The organism is Streptomyces sp. NPDC056452 (assembly GCF_042796085.1).
GTDB lineage: Bacteria > Actinomycetota > Actinomycetes > Streptomycetales > Streptomycetaceae > Streptomyces.
In genome coordinates this window covers 1-19795 of record NZ_JBHTRI010000041.1, presented here as the reverse complement: position 1 = coordinate 19795, position 19795 = coordinate 1, and the positions used below count along the sequence as shown (strand labels likewise).

The 19795-nt window shown below is 69.6% G+C and carries 19 protein-coding genes; 10 read left to right on the top strand and 9 right to left on the bottom strand.

Going from position 1 to position 19795, the window contains the following annotated elements:
- Nucleotides 1–55: 55 nt before the first annotated feature.
- Nucleotides 56–736 carry an alpha/beta fold hydrolase gene (locus ACFQ6X_RS30950; protein WP_383186300.1) on the bottom strand — a complete coding sequence of 227 codons (681 nt, stop codon included), beginning with the start codon at nucleotides 734–736 and terminating at the stop codon, nucleotides 56–58.
- Between the two features lie 64 nt (nucleotides 737–800).
- Here ACFQ6X_RS30950 and ACFQ6X_RS30945 point away from each other — a divergent pair, with 64 nt between their 5' ends.
- Both ACFQ6X_RS30945 and ACFQ6X_RS30940 read left to right on the top strand, forming a co-directional pair.
- Nucleotides 801–1601 carry a chitosanase gene (locus ACFQ6X_RS30945; protein WP_383186298.1) on the top strand — a complete coding sequence of 267 codons (801 nt, stop codon included), beginning with the start codon at nucleotides 801–803 and terminating at the stop codon, nucleotides 1599–1601.
- 173 nt (nucleotides 1602–1774) lie between these two features.
- The gene (locus tag ACFQ6X_RS30940; RefSeq protein ID WP_383186296.1) at nucleotides 1775–2662 is read left to right on the top strand and encodes a chitosanase; all 888 of its coding nucleotides are present in this window, start codon (nucleotides 1775–1777) and stop codon (nucleotides 2660–2662) included.
- Nucleotides 2663–2740: 78 nt separating this feature from the next.
- On the opposite strand, the gene ACFQ6X_RS30935 is transcribed toward ACFQ6X_RS30940, so the two are convergent.
- The 8 genes from ACFQ6X_RS30935 to ACFQ6X_RS30900 form a co-directional block, all read right to left on the bottom strand.
- The gene (locus tag ACFQ6X_RS30935; protein WP_383186294.1) at nucleotides 2741–4156 is read right to left on the bottom strand and encodes a nucleobase:cation symporter-2 family protein; all 1416 of its coding nucleotides are present in this window, start codon (nucleotides 4154–4156) and stop codon (nucleotides 2741–2743) included.
- A 253-nt stretch (nucleotides 4157–4409) separates the two neighbouring features.
- The gene (locus tag ACFQ6X_RS30930; protein ID WP_383186292.1) at nucleotides 4410–5807 is read right to left on the bottom strand and encodes an 8-oxoguanine deaminase; all 1398 of its coding nucleotides are present in this window, start codon (nucleotides 5805–5807) and stop codon (nucleotides 4410–4412) included.
- 158 nt (nucleotides 5808–5965) lie between these two features.
- Entirely contained in the window at nucleotides 5966–6889 is a 924-nt protein-coding gene (pucL, locus tag ACFQ6X_RS30925; RefSeq protein ID WP_383186290.1) for a factor-independent urate hydroxylase, read from the bottom strand.
- A gap of 6 nt (nucleotides 6890–6895) precedes the next feature.
- A complete protein-coding gene (uraH, locus tag ACFQ6X_RS30920) occupies nucleotides 6896–7288 on the bottom strand; it encodes a hydroxyisourate hydrolase (RefSeq protein WP_383186288.1) in 393 nt (130 codons plus the stop codon).
- Nucleotides 7289–7293: 5 nt separating this feature from the next.
- Nucleotides 7294–7815 carry a 2-oxo-4-hydroxy-4-carboxy-5-ureidoimidazoline decarboxylase gene (gene uraD, locus ACFQ6X_RS30915; protein WP_383186286.1) on the bottom strand — a complete coding sequence of 174 codons (522 nt, stop codon included), beginning with the start codon at nucleotides 7813–7815 and terminating at the stop codon, nucleotides 7294–7296.
- Between the two features lie 166 nt (nucleotides 7816–7981).
- Nucleotides 7982–8302: a helix-turn-helix domain-containing protein gene (locus tag ACFQ6X_RS30910; RefSeq protein ID WP_383186410.1), complete on the bottom strand. Its 321-nt coding sequence runs from the start codon at nucleotides 8300–8302 to the stop codon at nucleotides 7982–7984.
- 53 nt (nucleotides 8303–8355) lie between these two features.
- Nucleotides 8356–8607: a hypothetical protein gene (locus tag ACFQ6X_RS30905; RefSeq protein WP_356420857.1), complete on the bottom strand. Its 252-nt coding sequence runs from the start codon at nucleotides 8605–8607 to the stop codon at nucleotides 8356–8358.
- Between the two features lie 70 nt (nucleotides 8608–8677).
- On the bottom strand, nucleotides 8678–9520 hold the full coding sequence (locus tag ACFQ6X_RS30900; RefSeq protein WP_383186284.1) for a GntR family transcriptional regulator: 843 nt from the start codon (nucleotides 9518–9520) through the stop codon (nucleotides 8678–8680).
- A 250-nt stretch (nucleotides 9521–9770) separates the two neighbouring features.
- Here ACFQ6X_RS30900 and ACFQ6X_RS30895 point away from each other — a divergent pair, with 250 nt between their 5' ends.
- The 8 genes from ACFQ6X_RS30895 to ACFQ6X_RS30860 all read left to right on the top strand — a co-directional run bounded on the left by ACFQ6X_RS30895 (nucleotide 9771) and on the right by ACFQ6X_RS30860 (nucleotide 19551).
- Nucleotides 9771–11036, top strand: coding sequence for an extracellular solute-binding protein (locus ACFQ6X_RS30895; protein WP_383186282.1), 1266 nt, complete (start codon nucleotides 9771–9773; stop codon nucleotides 11034–11036).
- Between the two features lie 47 nt (nucleotides 11037–11083).
- Complete coding sequence (locus ACFQ6X_RS30890; protein ID WP_383186280.1) at nucleotides 11084–12049, top strand: carbohydrate ABC transporter permease; 966 nt, start codon at nucleotides 11084–11086, stop codon at nucleotides 12047–12049.
- Nucleotides 12046–12885, top strand: coding sequence for a carbohydrate ABC transporter permease (locus ACFQ6X_RS30885; protein WP_329206068.1), 840 nt, complete (start codon nucleotides 12046–12048; stop codon nucleotides 12883–12885). The genes ACFQ6X_RS30890 and ACFQ6X_RS30885 overlap by 4 nt, the downstream gene beginning before the upstream one ends.
- Before the next feature lie 53 nt (nucleotides 12886–12938).
- Entirely contained in the window at nucleotides 12939–14501 is a 1563-nt protein-coding gene (locus ACFQ6X_RS30880) for a beta-N-acetylhexosaminidase (RefSeq protein WP_383186278.1), read from the top strand.
- 37 nt (nucleotides 14502–14538) lie between these two features.
- Complete coding sequence (locus ACFQ6X_RS30875; protein ID WP_383186276.1) at nucleotides 14539–15972, top strand: cellulose binding domain-containing protein; 1434 nt, start codon at nucleotides 14539–14541, stop codon at nucleotides 15970–15972.
- Between the two features lie 155 nt (nucleotides 15973–16127).
- On the top strand, nucleotides 16128–16970 hold the full coding sequence (locus ACFQ6X_RS30870) for a TIM barrel protein (protein ID WP_383186274.1): 843 nt from the start codon (nucleotides 16128–16130) through the stop codon (nucleotides 16968–16970).
- A 43-nt stretch (nucleotides 16971–17013) separates the two neighbouring features.
- A complete protein-coding gene (locus ACFQ6X_RS30865) occupies nucleotides 17014–17907 on the top strand; it encodes a 2-hydroxy-3-oxopropionate reductase (RefSeq protein ID WP_383186272.1) in 894 nt (297 codons plus the stop codon).
- Between the two features lie 186 nt (nucleotides 17908–18093).
- Nucleotides 18094–19551 carry a catalase gene (locus ACFQ6X_RS30860; RefSeq protein WP_383186271.1) on the top strand — a complete coding sequence of 486 codons (1458 nt, stop codon included), beginning with the start codon at nucleotides 18094–18096 and terminating at the stop codon, nucleotides 19549–19551.
- Nucleotides 19552–19795 lie beyond the last annotated feature (244 nt).

The following is a 19795-nucleotide window of genomic DNA, read 5'->3' as shown; positions in this document are numbered from 1 at the left end:
GGAGTCCGGGACGAAAGGCGGGAGTCCGGGACGAAAGGCGGGAGTCCGGGGCGGCTCAGCTGGTGAAGAATTCGGTGATCTGCTGGGCCACCTCGTCCGCGTGCCGCTGGTGCACCTGGTGTCCGCCGCCCAGCGTGATCAGCCGGCAGTCGGGGATGAGGGAGGCCATGTCCGGCAGACGCTCCTGGCGCATTCCGCTTTCCGGCCCGCCGGCGATCATCAGTGTCGGCGCGACGATCTGCCCCAGCTCCTCCTCCCACCGCGGGTCGGGCGCGGCGATCTGCGCCCTGACGGCCGTGAGGGCGTTCTCGTCGCAGTCCACCGGTCCGGTGGCGCGATCGTCCAGAGCCTGCCCCGGGAACGGCGGCGGGGTCTCCACCAGCACCAGCCGCTCGACCCGGTCCGCGTACTCCTCGGCGAGCAGGTAGGCGACGACTCCGCCCATCGAGTGGCCCACGACGCCCACCCGGTCGAGGTCGCACTCGTTGAGGAAGCCGAGGACGTCGTCCCGCATCTCCTCGAGGGCGTACGCGTCGGGCCAGTCGCTCTCGCCGTGCCCGCGCATGTCGAGTGCGTACACCCGCCATTGCTCACCGAGCAGGCGCGCCACCGGCTCCCAGCTCGCGGCGGAGCCGCCGAGGCCGTGCAGCAGCACTACCGGCGAGCCGAAGAAGTCACCCCAGGTCCGGTACGCCAGCCGCACATCGCCGACATCCACAACAGACTGATCTTCCATGCTCCGAACGCTACAGCCGCCGGGCCTGGTCAGGCCCCGGCCACCTGCCTGGCAGGCTTGTCGCGTGAAGCACCTATGTCGCGCCCTCGCCGTCGCCGTGGCCCTCGCCCTGTCGGGCTGCTCCGGACCGGACGCCGACGCCCCGGAGAAGGGGCTCGACGACCCCGCGAAGAAGGACGTCGCCATGCAGCTGGTGTCCAGCGCGGAGAACTCCTCACTGGACTGGAAGGCCCAGTACGACTACATCGAGGACATCGGCGACGGCCGCGGCTACACCGCCGGCATCATCGGATTCTGCTCCGGCACCGGCGACATGCTGAAGGTCGTCGAACGCTACGGGGCGGCGCGCCCCGGAAACACGCTCGAACGCTTCCTGCCGGCGCTGCGCGCGGTGAAGGGCAGCGATTCGCACGCGGGGCTCGGCGACCCGTTCACCGAGGCCTGGGCGAAGGCCGCGTCGGACCCGGCGTTCCGGGCCGCGCAGAACACGGAGCGTGACCGCTCCTACTTCGATCCCGCGGTCGGCCAGGGCGAGGCCGACGGCCTCAGCGCCCTGGGCCAGTTCATCTACTACGACGCCTATGTGATGCACGGTTACGAGGACGCGGAGGGCACGGTCGGCTTCCGCACGATGCGCGCCCAGGCCGTCGCGGCCGCCGAGCCACCCTCCGCAGGTGGGGACGAGGAGGCCTATCTCAACGCCTTCCTCGATGCCCGGGTGACGGCGATCCGCAAGGAGCCCTCCCACAGCGACACCAGCCGCGTGGAGACCGCCCAACGCGTGTTCGTCCGCGAAGGAAAGCTTCAGCTGGAATCGCCGCTGCAGTGGAAGATGTACGGCGAGAGCTACCGCATCGACTACTGAGCGTCACCGTTCCGGGCCCCGTACCGCGTGTCTGCACGCAGTGCGGGGCTCTTGCGTGTACGGAAAAAGAGCCCCACTCATCCGCGTCCCGGGTCTGTACCGCAGGCTCAACTACCTGATAGGAAAGCTTCCTAACAGAACATCGGAACGACGAACTCCCGTTTGGAGGACTGGTGCACTACCCCCACAATGGCACCGCACGTCGCACCACCCGTCTCACTCGTCTCCCCCGCCTCACCCGACCCCTCGCTCTTGCCGCGGTGGCCCTCGGGCTGACGCTCACGGCGATTCCGTTCACCGCTCAGGCCGGCGCCCCCACGCCGTCGGCCGCGCAACACCTGGAGGCCGCCGCGACCGGGCTCGACGACCCCGCGAAGAAGGACATCGCCATGCAACTGGTGTCCAGCGCGGAGAACTCCTCACTGGACTGGAAGGCCCAGTACGACTACATCGAGGACATCGGCGACGGCCGCGGCTACACCGCCGGCATCATCGGATTCTGCTCCGGCACCGGCGACATGCTCGGTCTGGTCGAGCTGTACACGGAGCGCAAGCCGGGCAACGTACTGGCGAAGTATCTGCCCGCCCTGCGCGCGGTGGACGGCTCCGACTCGCACGAGGGGCTCGACCCGGGCTTCACCGGGGACTGGGCCGAGGCGGCGTCCGACCCCGCCTTCGAACAGGCCCAGAACGACGAGCGGGACCGGGTGTACTTCGACCCGGCCGTGAGCCAGGGCAAGAGCGACGGCCTCGGTACGCTCGGCCAGTTCGCGTACTACGACGCCATCGTCATGCACGGCGGCGGAAGTGACAGCACAAGTTTCGGCTCCATCCGCCGGATGGCTCTGGAGCAGGCACGACCGCCGTCGCAGGGCGGCGACGAGGTGACCTACCTCGACGCGTTCCTGGACGCGCGGGTCTGGGCGATGAAGCAGGAGGAGGCCCACTCCGACACCAGCCGGGTGGACACCGCCCAGCGGGTGTTCCTGCGGAACGGCAATCTGAATCTGGACCCGCCGCTGGACTGGCACGTGTACGGCGACAGCTTCCACATCGGCTGACCCCGCCAACGCCCATGGCGCGTACGGCGGTTCCCGCAAGGGACCGCCGTACGCGCCTCGGGTGCCGAAGCCGCCCGGTCAGTGGGCGACGGGCAGGGCCAACGGATCCTTCGACGGTTCGCTTCCGGCGGCCTCCTCGCCGCCCGCCGGCTTCCGGCCCAGGTGGTTGAACGCCAGGTTCAGCAGGATCGCCACGACGCAGCCGGTGGAGATGCCCGAGTCGAGGACGACGAGCAGGTCCTCGGGGAAGGCGTGGTAGAAGTCCGGCGCGGCGATCGGGATCAGGCCGATACCGACGGCGGTCGCGACGATCAGCGCGTTCTCGCCCTTCTCCAGGGCCGCGGCGGCCAGCGTCTGGATACCGCTCGCGGCGACCGATCCGAAGAGGACGATGCCGGCGCCGCCGAGTACGGGCAGCGGTACGAGGGCGATGACGGACGCGGCGACCGGAACCAGTCCGAGCACCACGAGGATGGCTCCGCCCGCGGCGACGACGAAGCGGCTGCGGACCTTGGTCATCGCGACCAGCCCGATGTTCTGGGCAAACGCGCTGCACATGAAGCCGTTGAAGAGCGGGCTGATGGCGCTGCCCAGGGTGTCGGCGCGCAGGCCGCCCTCGATGGTCCGTTCGTCCGCCGGACGCCCGACGATCTTGCCGAGGGCCAGCATGTCCGCGGTGGACTCGGTCATGCAGACCAGCATCACGATGCACATCGAGACGATCGCGGCGATCTCGAACTGCGGCGCGCCGAAGTGGAACGGCGTCGGGAAGCCGACCAGGTCGGCGTCCCCGAGGGTCCCGAAGTCGGTGATGCCGACGGGGATCGCGATGAGCGTGCCGATGACCAGGCCGAGCAGGATCGCGATCTGCTGGAGGAAGCCGCGCAGAAGTTTGCGCAGGGCGAGCACGATCACGAGGGTGACGGCGGCCATCGTGATGTTGGTCGTCGAACCGTAGTCGTCGGCGCCCGCGTTGCCGCCCTGGGACCAGTTGAAGGCGACCGGCAGCAGCGAGACGCCGATCAGGGTGATGACGGTGCCGGTGACGACGGGCGGGAAGAACCGGACGAGTTTGCAGAAGTACGGGGCGAGCACGAAGCCGAGGAGGCTGGCGACGATGATCGCGCCGAAGATGACGGCGATGCCGTCGTGCCCTCGGTCCTTGCCGATCGCGATCATCGGGGTGACCCCCGCGAACGAGACCCCGTTGACGAACGGCAGCCGTGCGCCGACGCGCCAGAAGCCGAGGGTCTGCAGGAGGGTGGCGATGCCCGCGGTGAAGAGGCTCGCCCCCATCAGGAAGGCGGTCTCCTTCGCGGTGAGACCTACGGCGGGTCCCACGATCATCGGCGGGGCGACGACACCCGCGTACATGGCGGCCACGTGCTGCAGACCGCTGGTGAACATCTTCAGTGGGGGAAGTGTCTCGTCGACCGGGTGTTTCCGGTCGGTTCCTTCGGATATCTCTGTGCGAAACCTGGGCGTAGCTGCCACGGCGGCTTCCTCCGGTCGGGTACGCGTCGGGGACGCGGGTGTCAGGGAGGTGGTGCTGAGTGGTGCGTTGGTGCAGGTCGTGCAGCTGATGCGGCAGCTTTCGTCACCGGTGCGAGGGCGCGTACGTATGGGTACGCGCCCTCGCAACGGCTGCCGTGGACCCGGATCGGGCCACGGCGGCCGGCCCAGGGCCGTCCCCCTCGGCCGGCCAGTCGGGGGAGCGTGCGGAGCCCGAGGCTCCGGCGGCAGTGCGTCAGGCTCCGGCGGCGATCTGCGCCAGGCGCCTGGCCTCGTCGCGGGTCGCGCGGGCGATGGCGTCCTCGTCCACCGTGACGAGGTGGTTGTCCTCGACGACGGTTCTGCCGTTGACGAGGGAGAGGGTGACGGGTGCCGCGGCGCCGAAGACGAGCGCGGTCACCGGGTCGGCGATGGAGGCGTGGGCGAGGGTGTCGAGCTTCCACAGGACGAGGTCGGCGAGCTTGCCGGCCTCCAGGGAACCGATCTCCTCGGCGCGGCCGAGGACCTGTGCGCCGCCGTACGTCCCCAGGCGCAGGGCCTGGCGGGCGTTGAGGGCCTTCTCGCGGTGGGCGCCGAGACGGTTGATGAGGAGGGCGTTGCGCAGTTCGGTGTGGAGTTCGCCGGACTCGTTGGACGCGGTGCCGTCGACGCCGAGACCGACGGGGACGCCCGCCGCGAGCATGTCGGGGACACGGGCGATGCCTGCGGCGAGGCGGGCGTTGGAGGACGGGCAGTGCGCGACGCCGGTGCCGGTGCGGGCGAAGGCGGCGATGTCGGAGTCGTTCATGTGGACGCAGTGCGCCATCCACACGTCGTCACCGAGCCAGCCCGTCGACTCGAAGTAGTCGGTGGGGCCCATGCCGAACAGTTCCTTGCAGAACTGCTCCTCCTCGACGGTCTCCGATCCGTGCGTGTGCAGCCGCACTCCGCGTCGGCGGGCCAGCTCGGCGCCCTGCCTGAGGAGTTCGGTCGACACGGAGAAGGGCGAGCAGGGCGCGACGGCGATCCGGGCCATCGCGTCGAACGAAGCGTCGTGGTGTGCGTCGATGGTCGCCTCGGTGCCGGCGAGGGCGCCTTCGAGGGTCTCGACCGCGAAGTCCGGCGGCAGTCCGCCGTCCTTCTCGCTGCGGTCCATGGAACCGCGGGCGAGGGTGAACCGCACGCCCATGTCGCGGGCGGCGCCGATGATCGCGCCGGACAGGTCGCCCGCGCCCTGCGGGTAGACGTAGTGGTGGTCCATCGCGGTGGTGACACCGCCGCGGGCCATCATGGCGAGCGAGCCCTGCGCGGCCACGCCCGCCATCCGCTCGTCGATGCGCGCCCACGTCGGGTACAGGGCGACCAGCCAGTCGAAGAGGTTGTGGTCGGTCGCGAGCCCACGGGTGATCCACTGGTAGAAGTGGTGGTGGGTGTTGACCAGTCCGGGTGTGACGAGGTGGCCGGTGCCGTCGATGCGTCGTACGACATCGGTGAGGCCCTCGGGCGCCTTGCCCGCGCCGACGGATTCGATGCGGTTGCCCGCCACGACGACATGGCCCGAGGCGTACTCGGTGTCGTGGGCGTCGACGGTCGCGATCGAACAGTTCTCGATGACGATGCGCTGTGTGGGCCTGGGGTCCGCCGAAGCTGCCATGGTGCTTCCTTCTTCTGTCTCTGGCGATGTGGGCACGGCAGGACCCTAGGAGGATTTGAGTGCCACAGCGTTGACGCCATGGGTGCCGAGGTGTGAAGAGGACGTCCGGCCACCCGCCTGGCTGCGGGGCGGGCGGGAGGCCGGCTCGGTGCGCTGTGTCAGAGGTTGGTCATGTCGACCGGGATCCTCGGTTCGACACCGTCCCGGAGCACCGTCGCCTCGATGAGGCCGTAAGGCCGGTCGGCGGCGAAGTAGACCTCGTTGTCGTTCTTGAGGCCGAAGGGCTCCAGGTCCACGAGGAAGTGGTGGTTGTTCGGCAGCGAGAAGCGGATCTCGTCGATCTCGCTGCGGCTGTTGATGACCCGCGAACCCATCTGGTAGAGGGTCTGCTGGAGCGAGAGGGAGTACGTCTCGGCGAAGGCCTGCAGCATGTGCTTCTTGGCCTGCTCGTACGACTTCTCCCAGTTGGGCATCCGCTCGTCGTCGCTGGTCCAGTTGTAACGCCAGGCGGCCGACACGTCGGTGCACAGGACGCGGTCGTACGCCTCCTTGAGCGTCGTGTACCTGTCCTTGACGTAGCCCCAGAACTCCGAGTTGGTCGAGTTCATGACGGTGAGGTCCTTGAGACCGGAGATGATCTCCCAGTTCTCGCCGTCGAAGGTGATCTGGGTGGTGCGCAGTTCCTGGCCCTTGCGGGCGAAGGAGTGGTTGACCTCGTCGGCGCCGATGAACTTGGAGTTGCCGTCCGAGGTCGCGATGCGCTCCCAGGCGTACTCCTCGATCCGGATCCGGGCGGTCTTGATCGGCTCCTGCGAGGTCACGAAGTGCCGGGCGAGGTGGATGCCGAACTGCTCGGCGGACTCGATGCCGTGTTCCTTGGCGAACGCGTACACCGTGTTCTTGGTGGTGTCGGTCGGCAGGACGTTGGCGTTGGAGCCGGAGTAGTGGACGTCGTCCATGTCGCCGGAGAGGGCGACCGAGACGTTGAGGTCCTTGATGTGGTGGGTGTCGCCGTCCCGCGTGATCCTGACGACGCGGTTCTCTGCTTTGCCGTACTGGTTCTGGCCGAGAATCGTGGGCATTGTCTGCTAGCTCCCTCGGTAAACGGAGTAGCCGAACGGGTTGAGCAGCAGCGGTACGTGGTAGTGCTCGCCCGGCGTGACGGCGAACGCGATCGCCACCTCCGGGAAAAACGCACCGCTGTCCCTTACGCGGGGGGCGTCCTGCTGCGCCTCGGCTTGCTTCTGGCTGGTGAAGTACGACTCGGTGTCGAAGACGAGCCGTACGTGGGTGGTGCCCTCCGGCAGGGCCGGCAGGTCCTTGCAGCGCCCGTCCGCGTCGGTCGCGGATCCGCCGAGCGTCACGTACTGCGCGTCGTCGCTACCGCGGGCGGCGAGCGAGACGGTGACGGCTTCGGCGGGGCGGCCGATGCTGGTGTCCAGGATGTGGGTGGACACCGATGCGGTGGTGTCGGTGCTCAAGGCCGTCACGCTCCTTGTTCTGGGGTTTCCTGTACGAGGCGGGTCAGCCGGATACGGTTGATCTTGCCCAGTTCGGTGCGCACGTGTCCGCGCTCCTGCTCGGGCGTGTTCCCGATCCGGGACTTCACCGCGTCGCGCATCTGCTCACCGGTGGCTCCGGTGGCGCAGATCAGGAAGACGTGGCCGAACCGCTCCTGGTAAGCCAGGTTCAGTTCGAGCATCTCGGTCCTGAGCTCCTCGGACGCACCGGCCATCCCCCGCTGTTCACGGGCGGAGGCCGGATCCCCGGGCTTCGGGCGTCCGATCGGCGGATGGCCCGCCATCGCTTCGGCCAGGTCCTCCGGGGAGAGCTCGGCCGTAGCGGCGTCGCTCGTGGAGAACAGGGCTTCGACGGTGGCGTACGGCCGGTGGGCGAGGACCGTGCTCCCCCATGCCGCGCTGGCGCACACCTCGTGGAGCGCGGCAGCGGCCTCTGCGGCCGCCAGGGTGTTGAACCGGGTGAGGCCCGGTGTGGAGCTCGAAGTCACGGGAGCCTCCGTGGCTGTTTTTCGCTGTGCGTTGTACGGGCTGCGGATAGCTAACGCCTTTCACAACATCACGTCAACAGTTTGTTGAAATTCCACGAACGCGGAGAGCCGCCGTCCCGGCATGCGGACAGCGGCTCTCGGTGCGCACGGCTCACCCCTCGGTCAACTACTCACCCTTGGTGCCGTCTTCGCGGTTGAGGTAGTTGTAGACGGTGAAGCGGCTGACGCCCAGGGCGCCCGCCACGGTCTCCACGCCGTGCCGCACGGCGAAGGCACCGCGTGCCTCCAGAGTCCGCACGATCCGCTGTTTCGTCTTGCGGTCCAGGTCGGCGAGCGGCATCCCGTGCCGCCGCTCCATTCCGGCCAGGATGTGGTCGAGCGAGTCGGACAGCTGCGGGAGCCGCACGGCTATGACGTCCTCGCCCTCCCAGGCGAGCACCACATCGTCGGCCTGCGCCTGCTCGGGCCCCATCAGCTCGGCGCCCATGGCGTCCACGAGCGGCTTGACCGCGGCGACCAGGGGGTGCTCCCCCTGTCCGGTCACGGGGTGCCCTCCCCGATCACGTTGACCTGGAGCGACACGCGGGTGGCACCCGAGGCCAGGGCCTTGCGGAGCAGGGAGTCCACGGCCGTGAGGACCTGGTCGGCGCCGCCCTCGGCCGTGTTGCCGAACGGTCCGACATCCACCGAGTCCAGTTCGGCCGTACGGATCACCTCGCGGGCCACAACCGCATGGGCGGGCGCCTCGTCGAGATCGAAGGGCTCGGTGGTGAATTCCACCCTCAAGCGCACAGTGCCTCCCTCATGTCCCCGCCGCGGTCGTCTGCTCGCACGGCTGGCTCCCGACCCTAAGGCACGGCGGTCAGGAGCCCGACTGGATGTCCCCCCGGGTCGAGGAGGTGATCGGGTCGCCGTGCGCGAAGTCGCCGGGCGGGATGCCGGGGTGGTGCCCGTCCCTGACCAGCCCCGCGGCGGCAGCCGCCGGACCGAGCGCGAGCCGGGAGACGATCCGGTACCGGTCGCCCCGGTAGAGCGAGTGGACGTACTCCACGGGCCGGCCGGTGGTGTCCGAGGTCAGCCGCTCGAAGAGGAGCGCCGGGGACAGTTCCGGAACCTCCAGGAGCCGCGCCTCCGCCCGGGTGACGACGGTGGGCTCGATGGCCTGGACAGCCTCGTGGACGTGCACTCCGTGGGTGTCCCGCAGATGCTCGTACAGGTCGCCGCTCTCCAGCTCCCGGGCCGACAGGCCGGGGACGAACGCCGCCCTGATGTGCAGGTGCTCGATGGCCATCGGCGCTCCGTCGACCAGGCGCAGCCGGGCGACGTACACGATCTCCTCGGCGGGCGACATCCGCAGCTTGCGGCCGACCCTGGCGCCGGCCTGGAGGGTGGTGAACTCCAGCAGGCGACTCGACCACGCTCCGGCCGCCTGCGGGACGCTCAGGGCGAGGTCGGCGGAGATGAGCTCCTGGGTGATCTTCTCGGGTGCGACGAACATGCCACGGCCGTGTTCGCGGACCAGGAGTCCGGCGGCCACGAGCTCGTCGATCGCGGCGCGCACCGTGGGCCTGGACACGCCGAGCAGGGTGCAGAGGGCACGCTCGGAGGGAATGGCGTCCCCCGGACTGCGCGACTCGATGAGCTCGAGGACGGCGTCGCGGGCCCGCTCCCGTTTGAGCACCGTCCCCGGTACGTCGTCTGCCATGCCCTCACCCTCCTGACGTCAGGTATCACCTTACCAGTTGACCAACTCACACTCACTGGTCAGGGCAGTGTAGCCGCCCTTCACGAGAAGGGCAGAGGACTCCGGCATTCGGAGATCATCAAAACCCCTTTGCACACAAGGGGTTGACGGCCCCATTGGTCTATGCCACCTTCATCCACCATCAAGAGGTGAGCTGTCCAGTGGGCTTCACTGGTCAGGTGGTCAGGTCCCGTTCTCGTTGAGGTGAACCGTGAAGTACCGCTTGCTTGCCGGTGGTTGCGCGCTTGTGATGGCCGCCGCCCTCAGTGCCTGTAGTTCCTCCTCGGACGACGCCGGTGAGGCCGGCGGTGTGACGACGGTCGACGTCTGGCTGATGCGCGACAGCGTCTCGGCCGCATTCCAGAAGGAGTTCGTCGCGGGCTTCGAGGCCCAGCACCCCGAGATCAAGGTCAAGGTCCAGATCCAGGAGTGGGACGGTATCGGCCAGAAGATCACCGCGGCGCTGGCCAGCAACGACGCCCCGGACGTGATCGAGGCGGGCAACACCCAGGTGGCGCAGTTCGCCGAGAGCGGCGGGCTGCTGGACCTCAGCGACAAGAAGGACGAGCTGAACGGCAAGGACTGGCTGAAGGGCCTGGCCGAGCCCGGCTCGTACAAGGGGAAGCAGTACGGGATCCCCTACTACGCGGCCAACCGGGTCGTCATCTACCGCACGGACCTGTTCGACAAGGCCGGGGTCGACGCCGCCTCCATCACCACGCGTGAGCAGTGGATCGATGCCACCACCAAGCTCAACAAGGGTGGTACGCAGGGCATTTACCTGCCCGGACAGCTCTGGTACGCACTGGGCGGCTTCATCTGGGACGAGGGCGGCGACTTCGCCACCGAGTCCGGCGGCAGCTGGAAGGGCGCACTGGACTCGCCCGAGGCGCTGCGCGGCATGGAGTTCTACGCTCAGCTCCAGGCACTCGGCAAGGGTCCCAAGGACTCCGACGAGGACGATCCGCCGCAGGCCGAAGTGATGGCGCAGGGCCAGGTGGCCCAGGTGATCTCCACTCCGGGCGGGGCGAACGTGGTCATGGAGAACAACCCGGAGCTCAAGGGAAAGCTCGGCTTCTTCCCGATCCCGGGCAAGACGGCCGGCACTCCGGGCGCGGTGTTCACCGGAGGATCCGATCTGGTCGTGCCCGCCGCGGCCGGCCATCCCGACGAGGCGCTGACGTTCATCAAGGAACTCACGGGCGACGCCTGGCAGAAGAAGCTCGCCGTGGCCATGAGCTACGTGCCCAACCGGACCACGCTGGCCTCGTCCGTGGCAGGTGACCCGGGCGCCTCCGCGATGGCCGTCGGCGCGGCGAACGGCCACGCGACGCCCAACACGCCCGGCTGGGCCGCCGTGGAGGCCGAGAACCCGATCAAGGACTACATGACCGCGGTCCTCACCGGCAAGAACGCCGCGGAGGAGGCCGCCAAGGCCTCGGCGGACATCACCAGGGCCATGAACGCCGGCTCCTGACCACCCGCTGCTGCCCTGCACCGCCCTTCACCGAAAGGAGGCCTGCCGTGCCGGTCGTCCGTGAACGGACCGCACCACGCATCCATCATCCCGCGGGAGCACCGCCGGGGCGGCGGCCCCGCCCCTCGCGCAACCTCTGGCCGTACGCCCTGATCGCCCCCGCGATCGGCGGCATGCTCTACCTGCTCGTGTACCCCCTCGCGCGGGCCGTGCTGATCTCCCTGCAGGACTTCCGGCTCCGCCAGCTGATCAGCGGGGACGCGGAGTTCGTCGGACTGCGGAACTACCGGACGCTGCTGTCCGACCCGCGGTTCTGGGAGGTGGTGGGCCGCACCTTCGTGTTCATGGCCGTCAACGTCGTACTGATCATGGTCATCTCCACCCTGGTCGCGCTGATGACGGAGCGGCTCGGCCGGGCGGGGCGCACGGCGGTGCTCTGTGCTCTCGTGCTCGCCTGGGCCATGCCGGTGGTCGCGGCCACGACGGTCTTCCAGTGGCTGTTCCACTCCGAGTTCGGCATCGTCAACTGGTTGTTGACCTCGCTCGGCTTCGGCTCGTTCGACCGCTACCCGTGGTTCGCGAACGGTACGGCGGCCTTCGTGATCCTGGTCGTACTCATCGTCTGGCAGTCCGTGCCGTTCGCGGCGATCACTCTCTACTCGGCACTCACCACCGTCCCGGCCGAGCTCTACGAGTCGGCCCGGCTGGACGGTGCGTCCGGCGTCCGGATCTTCCGCTCGGTCACCTTCCCGATGCTCCGGCCGATCTTCATGCTGGTCTTCTCGCTCGAGGTGATCTGGACATTCAAGGCGTTCGTCCAGATCTGGGTGATGACCCGCGGCGGCCCCGGCGACTCCACCACGATCCTGCCCGTGTACGCGGTCCAGACGGCGCTCTCCAGCCAGCGCTACGACCTGGGGTCCGCCGCTTCGATGGTCACCGTGGTCCTGATGTCCGGGGTGCTCGTCCTCTACTTCCGCCAGATGTTCCGCCAGGAGGACGAACTCCGATGACCCTGCTACGCCCCCGGATCCGGCGGATCCCGCTGAACGCCGCCGCTGTCGTGACCGTCGTCGTCTGCCTCTTCCCGGTGTACTGGATGATCTCGACGGCCTTCAAGCCGTCCCGGGACATCCAGTCCGCCGACCCGCAGCTCGTTCCGTACACCTGGACGCTGGACCACTTCCGCCGGGCCGTACAGGCCGACGGGTTCGAGCTGTTCTGGCGCAACAGCATCCTGGTCACGCTCGGCGCGGTGCTGCTGGCGCTGGTCGTGGCGCTCGGGTCCGCGTTCGCCGTGGCCAGGATGAGGTGGAAGGGCCGGCGCCAGTTCATGCTGCTGGTCTTCATCGCCCAGATGGCGCCCTGGGAGTCGCTGATCATCCCCATCTACATCATCTCCCGCGACACGGACATGCTCGACCGGCTGCCGACGCTGACCCTGGTCTACTTCATGATCACGCTGCCGTTCACGATCGTGGTGCTGCGGGGCTTCATCGCGACCATCCCGCCCGAACTGGAGGAGGCGGCGCAGGTCGACGGCTGCACCCGCACCGGCGCCTTCCGGCGGGTGGCGCTGCCCCTGCTCGCTCCCGGCCTGATGGCCACCTCGCTCTTCGGATTCATCACCGCCTGGAACGAGTTCGCGTACGCCAACTTCCTGATCATCAAGCAGCAGGACAACCGCACCCTGCCGGTCTGGCTGTCGTCCTTCCAGAACACCTTCGGCACGGACTGGGGCGCCACCATGGCCGCCTCCACGCTCTTCGCCCTGCCCGCGCTGGTCATCTTCCTGCTCCTCCAGCGCCATGTCACCTCCGGCTTCGCGGCCGGCGCCGTCAAGGGCTGACCCCCGCCGCCGTACCCGCGAACCGCCCGAGATCCGATTCCGGAGGCCCCCCCATGCCCGCATCACGCCCCGAGCTCTCCCTCGTACCCCGGCCCCGCAAGGTCTCGCCCCGCCCCGGCCGCTTCGTCCTCGACGCCGGAACCTGCGTCCGCGCCCTGCCGGGCACCGAAGCGGCGGCCGAGCTGCTGCGTACGCTGCTCGGCCCGGCCACCGGCCTGCCGCTGGCCCCCGCGGCCGACGGCCGGATCGTCCTGGCCCTCGACCCGCAGCTCGGCGGGCTCGGCGAGGAGGGGTACGGCCTCACCGTCGGACCGCAGGCACTGCTGTTGCGCGCCGCCCGGCCGACGGGGCTGCTCCGCGGGGTGCAGACGATCCGTCAGCTGCTGCCTCCCGAAGCGCTTTCGGGCGGTGCGCGGGCCGCGTCCTGGGAGCTGCCGTGCGTCGAGATCAGCGATGTGCCGCGCTACCCGTGGCGCGGCGCGATGCTCGATGTGGCCCGGCACTTCCAGCCCGTCTCGTATCTGCACCGGTACGTCGACCTGCTGGCCTTCCACAAGCTCAACACGCTCCATCTGCACCTCACGGACGACCAGGGCTGGCGCATGCCGGTGGACGCCTTCCCACGGCTGACCTCGGTGGGGAGCCATCGGGCCCAGTCCCTGTCCGACGGCGTCCCGCACTCGGGGTCGTACACCAAGCAGGAGCTGCGTGACCTGGTCGGCCATGCCGCGGCCCGCGGGGTGACGGTCGTACCCGAGATCGAGATGCCCGGTCATGTGCGCGCCGCCCTCGCCGCCTACCCCGAGCTGGGCAACCACCCGGACAGGAGTCTCGATGTCTGGACCGAATGGGGCGTCTGCGACACCGTGCTCGGCGTCCACGAGCAGGTCTTCGACTTCTGCCGGACCGTGCTGGAGGAGGTCATGGACGTCTTCCCGTCCCCGTACATCCACATCGGCGGCGAGGAGTGCCCGACCACCGAATGGGAGAACAGCCCCGCGGCCCGTGACCGGGCGGCGGCCGAGGGGCTCGCCGGTCCCGGGGCGCTGCACGGCTGGTTCATGGGACGGATCGGGTCGTTCCTCGTGGAGCGGGGGCGCAAGCCCACCGGCTGGGCCGAGACCGGCACCGAACTCCCCCTCGACTTCACGGTGATGACCTGGCGCGACCCGGCCCACGCCCGTGCCGCCGCCCGCCGCGGCCACCGGGTCGTGAGCGCGCATCACCGTGCCACGTACCTGGACTACGCCCAGTCCACGGATCCGGGCGAGCCGCCCGCGCAGCCGGGTGCACCCGTCGGTCTGCACACGGTGTACGGCAACGAGCCGGTGCCGGAGGACTGGGAGGCCGGCGAGGCCGAGCTGATCCTGGGCACCCAGGCGCAGTTGTGGACCGAGTACGTGCGCACGCCGGACCGGATCGAGTACCTCACCTACCCCCGCCTGTGCGCCCTGGCCGACCGCGCCTGGTCCGGCAGCGGCGGTGACTGGCCGGGGTTCGTCGAGCGCCTGCGCCACCACACCGCGCGGCTGGACGCCCTCGGTGTCCCCTACCACCCCCTGACCCCGCGGTCCCTCATGACCGCTTCCGCAGGTACAGCGCCATCCCCTCGGTAGCTCAATCCCCCACCACCGTTCCGGAGAGGAACACCCCATGAGGAAGATCGACAGGAGCCGGCTCCGTTCGGCCGCGGCTGCCGCCGTCACCGTGGCGCTGGGCTGTACCGCCCTCGCCGCCCTGCCCTCGACCGCCGGCGCCGCTGCCGCCGCCGACGGGCTCGTCGTCCAGTACCGCACGAGTGCGTCCGGGGCGACGGCCGACCAGAGCGAACCCTGGCTGAAGGTGCGCAACACCGGCAGTACGAGCGTGCCGCTCAGCAACGTCAAGGTGCGGTACTACTTCAAGGCCGATTCGGCGTCGACGGCCTACCGGTTCGCCTGCTCCTGGGCGGTGAAGGGCTGCGGGAACATCACCGGTACGTTCGGGACGCTCGCGAACCCGACGGCCGACGCCGACCGCTACCTGGAGATCGCGTTCACCTCGGGCGCGGGCTCGCTGGCCCCCGGTGCGGACACCGGGGACATGCAGCTGCGCTTCCACCGGGCGGACTGGCAGTCGCTGCGGCAGAGCGACGACTACTCCTTCGGCGCCGAGCGGACCGCGTACGGCGACTGGCCCAGGATCACCGCCCAGCTGGGCGGCGTCACGGCCTGGGGCGAGGCTCCCGGCGGCAACGGCCCGACGGATCCGACGGATCCCCCCACCGATCCGCCGGCGGACGGGCCCAGGCTGTTCGACGACTTCAACTACAGCGGCCACACGGACCCTGGTATCGCGGCGCACGGCTGGAGCGTCCGCTCCAACTCCGGCGGTCCGGGTGTGCCGGGTGCCGTGTGGGCTCCGGAGAACGTCACCTTCAGCAGCCAGAGCGGCAATTCGGTGATGAACCTGGAGACGTCGACGGCGGGTACCGGCGCCTCGACGGAGCACACGGAGATCCTCACGCAGGCCACGAAGTTCCGCAACGGCACCTATGCGGCCCGGGTGAAGTTCAGCGACGCCCCCCGGTCCGGGCCCGACGGCGACCACCTCGTCCAGACGTTCTTCACCATCAACGACCTCAAGGCGCCGATGGCGGACGACTACGCGGAGTACGACTTCGAGTACCTGCCCAACGGCGGCTGGGGCGAGCCGGCCAACATCCTCTACACGACGTCGTGGGAGACCTACCGCCCCGACCCGTGGGAGGCCGTCAACCAGCACAGCGAGGCACGGCAGAGCTATGCGGGCTGGCACGACCTGGTGGTGACCATCGACAACAGCGCCATCACGTACTACGTCGACGGGCAGCACTTCGGTACGCACGGGGCGGCGTACCTGCCGGAGCGGCCGATGTCGATCAACTTCAACCAGTGGCTGATCGATCTGGCGGGCCAGAGCAGCACCACGCCCCGCTCCTACGACCAGCAGGTGGACTACGTCCTGCATGTGAAGGACCAGGTCCTGTCCCCGGCCCAGGTGTCCGCGCTGGTGGGCCAGTACCGGGCGGCGGGCACGACCTTCCAGGACACGGTGCCGGCCGGCTGACCCGGCGGGTGTGACCGGCGGCGGGGTGGAGGCGGGTGGCCTCCACCCCGCTTCGGCGTGTCCGGAAGTCAGGACGCCTCTTGACAGCCCCGCCACCTTCCGGGCAATCTTCCGTTAAGCAGAAACTAACTTCCGCAATACGGAAGGAGCGCACTATGGGTTACTCGGACCAGCGCTTCGATGTGAACCTCTCGATCCTCTTCACCGAACTCCCGCTCCTGGAGCGCCCCGCGGCGGCCGCCGCCGCGGGCTTCACCGCGGTCGAGCTCTGGTGGCCCTGGACGGAGACCCCCACCCCCGCGCAGGCCGAGCTCGACGCCCTGAAGGGGGCGCTCGACGCAGCGGGCACGCAGCTGGTGGGGCTGAACTTCTACGCGGGGCAGCTGCCCGGCCCCGACCGCGGCGCGCTCTCCGTGCCCGGCGCGGAGTCGGACCGCTTCCGCGCCAATATCGCGGTGGCGGCCGAATTCGCCGCCTCGGTCGGCTGCCGGGCGCTCAACGCGCTGTACGGCAACCGCGTCGAAGGCGTGGACCCGGCCGCACAGGACGCGCTCGCCCTGGAGAACCTGACCGCCGCCGCCCGCGCGGCCGACGGAATCGGCGCCACCCTCCTGATCGAGACCCTCAACAAGCCGGAGTCGCCGCTCTACCCGCTGGTGAGCGCACCGGCGGCGATCGAGGTCGTCGACCGGGTCAACGAGGCGACGGGGCTGGGGAACGCCGCTTTCCTGCTGGACCTCTACCACCTGTCGATGAACGGCGAGGATCTCAGCCAGGTGATCAAGGCGTACGCCGCGAAGACCGGGCACGTCCAGATCGCCGACAACCCGGGGCGCGGCGCGCCGGGCACCGGCTCGCTCCCGCTGGAGCAGCTCCTCGACGAGCTGGCGCAGGCCGGCTACGAGGGCTGGGTCGGCCTGGAGTACAAGCCGGGCGACCGGCCGAGCGCCGAGTCCTTCGGCTGGCTCCCGGCCGCGGCCCGGCCCGACAGCCCCTGAGGCCCCGGCCCCCTCGTACACACGCTTATCGGAAGGCACCCTCATGAGCAACAACCTCCCCAAGGTCGCGTGGATCGGACTCGGCATCATGGGCTCGCCCATGTCCGAGAACCTGATCGGGGCCGGTTACGACGTCACCGGCTACACCCTGGAGCAGGACAAGATCGACCGGCTGGTCGCGGCGGGCGGCAAGGGTGCCGCCTCGATCGCGGACGCGGTACGCGACGCCGACGTCGTCATCACGATGGTGCCCGCGTCGCCGCAGGTCGAGGCCATCGCGTACGGTCCCGACGGCATCCTGGAGAACGCGCGGCCCGGCGCACTGCTGATCGACATGTCCTCGATCACGCCGCAGACCTCCGTGGACCTGGCGAAGAACGCGAAGGCCAAGGACATCCGCGTACTGGACGCCCCGGTCTCCGGTGGTGAGGCCGGCGCGATCGAGGCCGTGCTGTCCATCATGGTCGGCGGCGAGCAGACCGACTTCGACGCCGCGCAGCCCCTCCTGAACGCTCTGGGCAGGACGATCGTGCTGTGCGGACCGCACGGCTCGGGCCAGACGGTGAAGGCCGCCAACCAGCTGATCGTCGCGGTCAACATCCAGGCATGCGCCGAGGCCGTGGTCTTCCTGGAGAAGTCCGGCGTCGACCTGGCCGCGGCCCTCGACGTCCTGAACGGCGGACTGGCCGGCTCGACGGTCCTGACCCGCAAGAAGGACAACTTCCTCAAGCGGGACTTCGCCCCGGGCTTCCGGATCGACCTGCACCACAAGGACATGGGCATCGTCACGGACGCCGCCCGCAACGTCGGTGCCGCCCTGCCCGTCGGCGCGGTCGTGGCCCAGCTGGTCGCCTCGCTGCGCGCACAGGGCGACGGCGGGCTGGACCACTCGGCGCTGCTGCGTGCCGTCGAGCGCCTCTCCGGCTCCCAGGTCTGACACCCCCGGCCCTGTCACAGGGCCCCCCGAACTCCGGGTCGCGGTGGCGCTGACACCTGTCCTGTCGCGCCCAGGCGCTGCCGCGGCCCGGAATCATCTCCTCCAATTTCAACAAACTGTTGACGTTCCGTTCCCGGCGAATCTACGCTCCTGGGGCCGTCAGCAGCCCCAGTACGGAAGGTCTCCATGTCGAAGCGTGTGCTCACGACCGAGTCAGGCGCCCCGGTCGCCGACAACCAGAACTCCGCCACGGCCGGCGCCGGTGGGCCGATCCTCCTCCAGGACCAGCACCTGCTGGAGAAGCTCGCCCGCTTCAACCGCGAGCGCATCCCGGAGCGCGTCGTCCACGCCCGCGGCTCCGGCGCGTACGGCTACTTCGAGGTGACGGACGACGTCACGGGCTTCACCCGCGCCGACTTCCTCTCCGAGGTGGGCCGACGCACCGAGACGTTCATCCGGTTCTCGACGGTCGCCGACTCCCTCGGCGGCGCGGACGCCGTACGCGACCCGCGGGGCTTCGCCCTCAAGTTCTACACGGACGAGGGCAATTACGACCTCGTCGGCAACAACAGCCCGGTGTTCTTCATCAAGGACCCGATCAAGTTCCCCGACTTCATCCACTCCCAGAAGCGCGACCCGTTCACGGGCCGCCAGGAGCCGGACAACGTCTGGGACTTCTGGGCGCACTCCCCCGAGGCGACGCACCAGATCACCTGGCTGATGGGTGACCGCGGCATCCCCGCCTCGTACCGCCACATGAACGGCTACGGCTCGCACACCTACCAGTGGACGAACGCGGCGGGCGAGGCCTTCTTCGTGAAGTACCACTTCAAGACGAACCAGGGCGTGCGCTCCCTCTCCGCCGACCAGGGCGCCGAGCTCGCCGGCAAGGACGCCTCCTCGCACCAGACGGATCTGCTCCAGGCCATCGAGCGCGGGGTCAACCCGTCGTGGACGCTGCACGTGCAGGTCATGCCGGCCGCGGAGGCCGCCGACTACCGCTTCAACCCGTTCGACGTCACCAAGGTGTGGCCGCACAGCGACTATCCGCTGCAGCGGGTGGGCCGCCTGGTCCTCGACCGCAACCCGGACAACGTGTTCGCCGAGGTCGAGCAGGCCGCCTTCTCCCCGAACAACTTCGTGCCGGGCATCGGCCCGTCGCCGGACAAGATGCTGCAGGGCCGGCTGTTCGCGTACGCCGACGCGCACCGCTACCGGCTGGGCATCAACCACACCCAGCTCCCGGTCAACGCGCCGAAGGCTGCCGTCGTCGACAACTACGGCCGCGACGGCCTGCACGCGACGCGCTACGGCTCGCGCCAGGACAAGAACTACGAGCCCAACTCGTACTCCGGTCCCGCGGAGACCGGCGCGGCCCTGGCCGCTCCGCTCGCCGTCCACGGCTGGACGGGTACGCACGAGGCTCCGGCCCACACGAAGGACGACGACTTCTTCCAGGCCGGAGAGCTCTACCGGCTGATGTCGGCGGACGAGAAGGACCGGCTGATCGCCAACATCGCCGGCGGCCTCTCGCAGGTCACCCGCGACGACGTGATCGAGAAGAACCTGGCCCACTTCCATGCCGCGGACGCCGACTACGGCACCCGCGTGGAGAAGGCGGTCCGCGCGCTGCGCGAGGACTGACCCTCCCTCCCCATGGGCCCTGCCCGTGCCGCGCACACCCGGATGAGGGGTCATGCGCGGCGCGGGCAGGACGAGGCCGCGGCGGCGGACGACGCCAGTGCGGTGGCGAAGGGCCCGGACGGCCCGGCTTCTGACCTGAAGAAGCCGGGGCGCCGGCCCGGTCACCGCCGCCGCGGCCCCCTGTTCCGAGGGGCGGGGGGGCCCGGCCAAAACCGGCGCCCCGCCCCCCGTTTAGGTCGGCGGG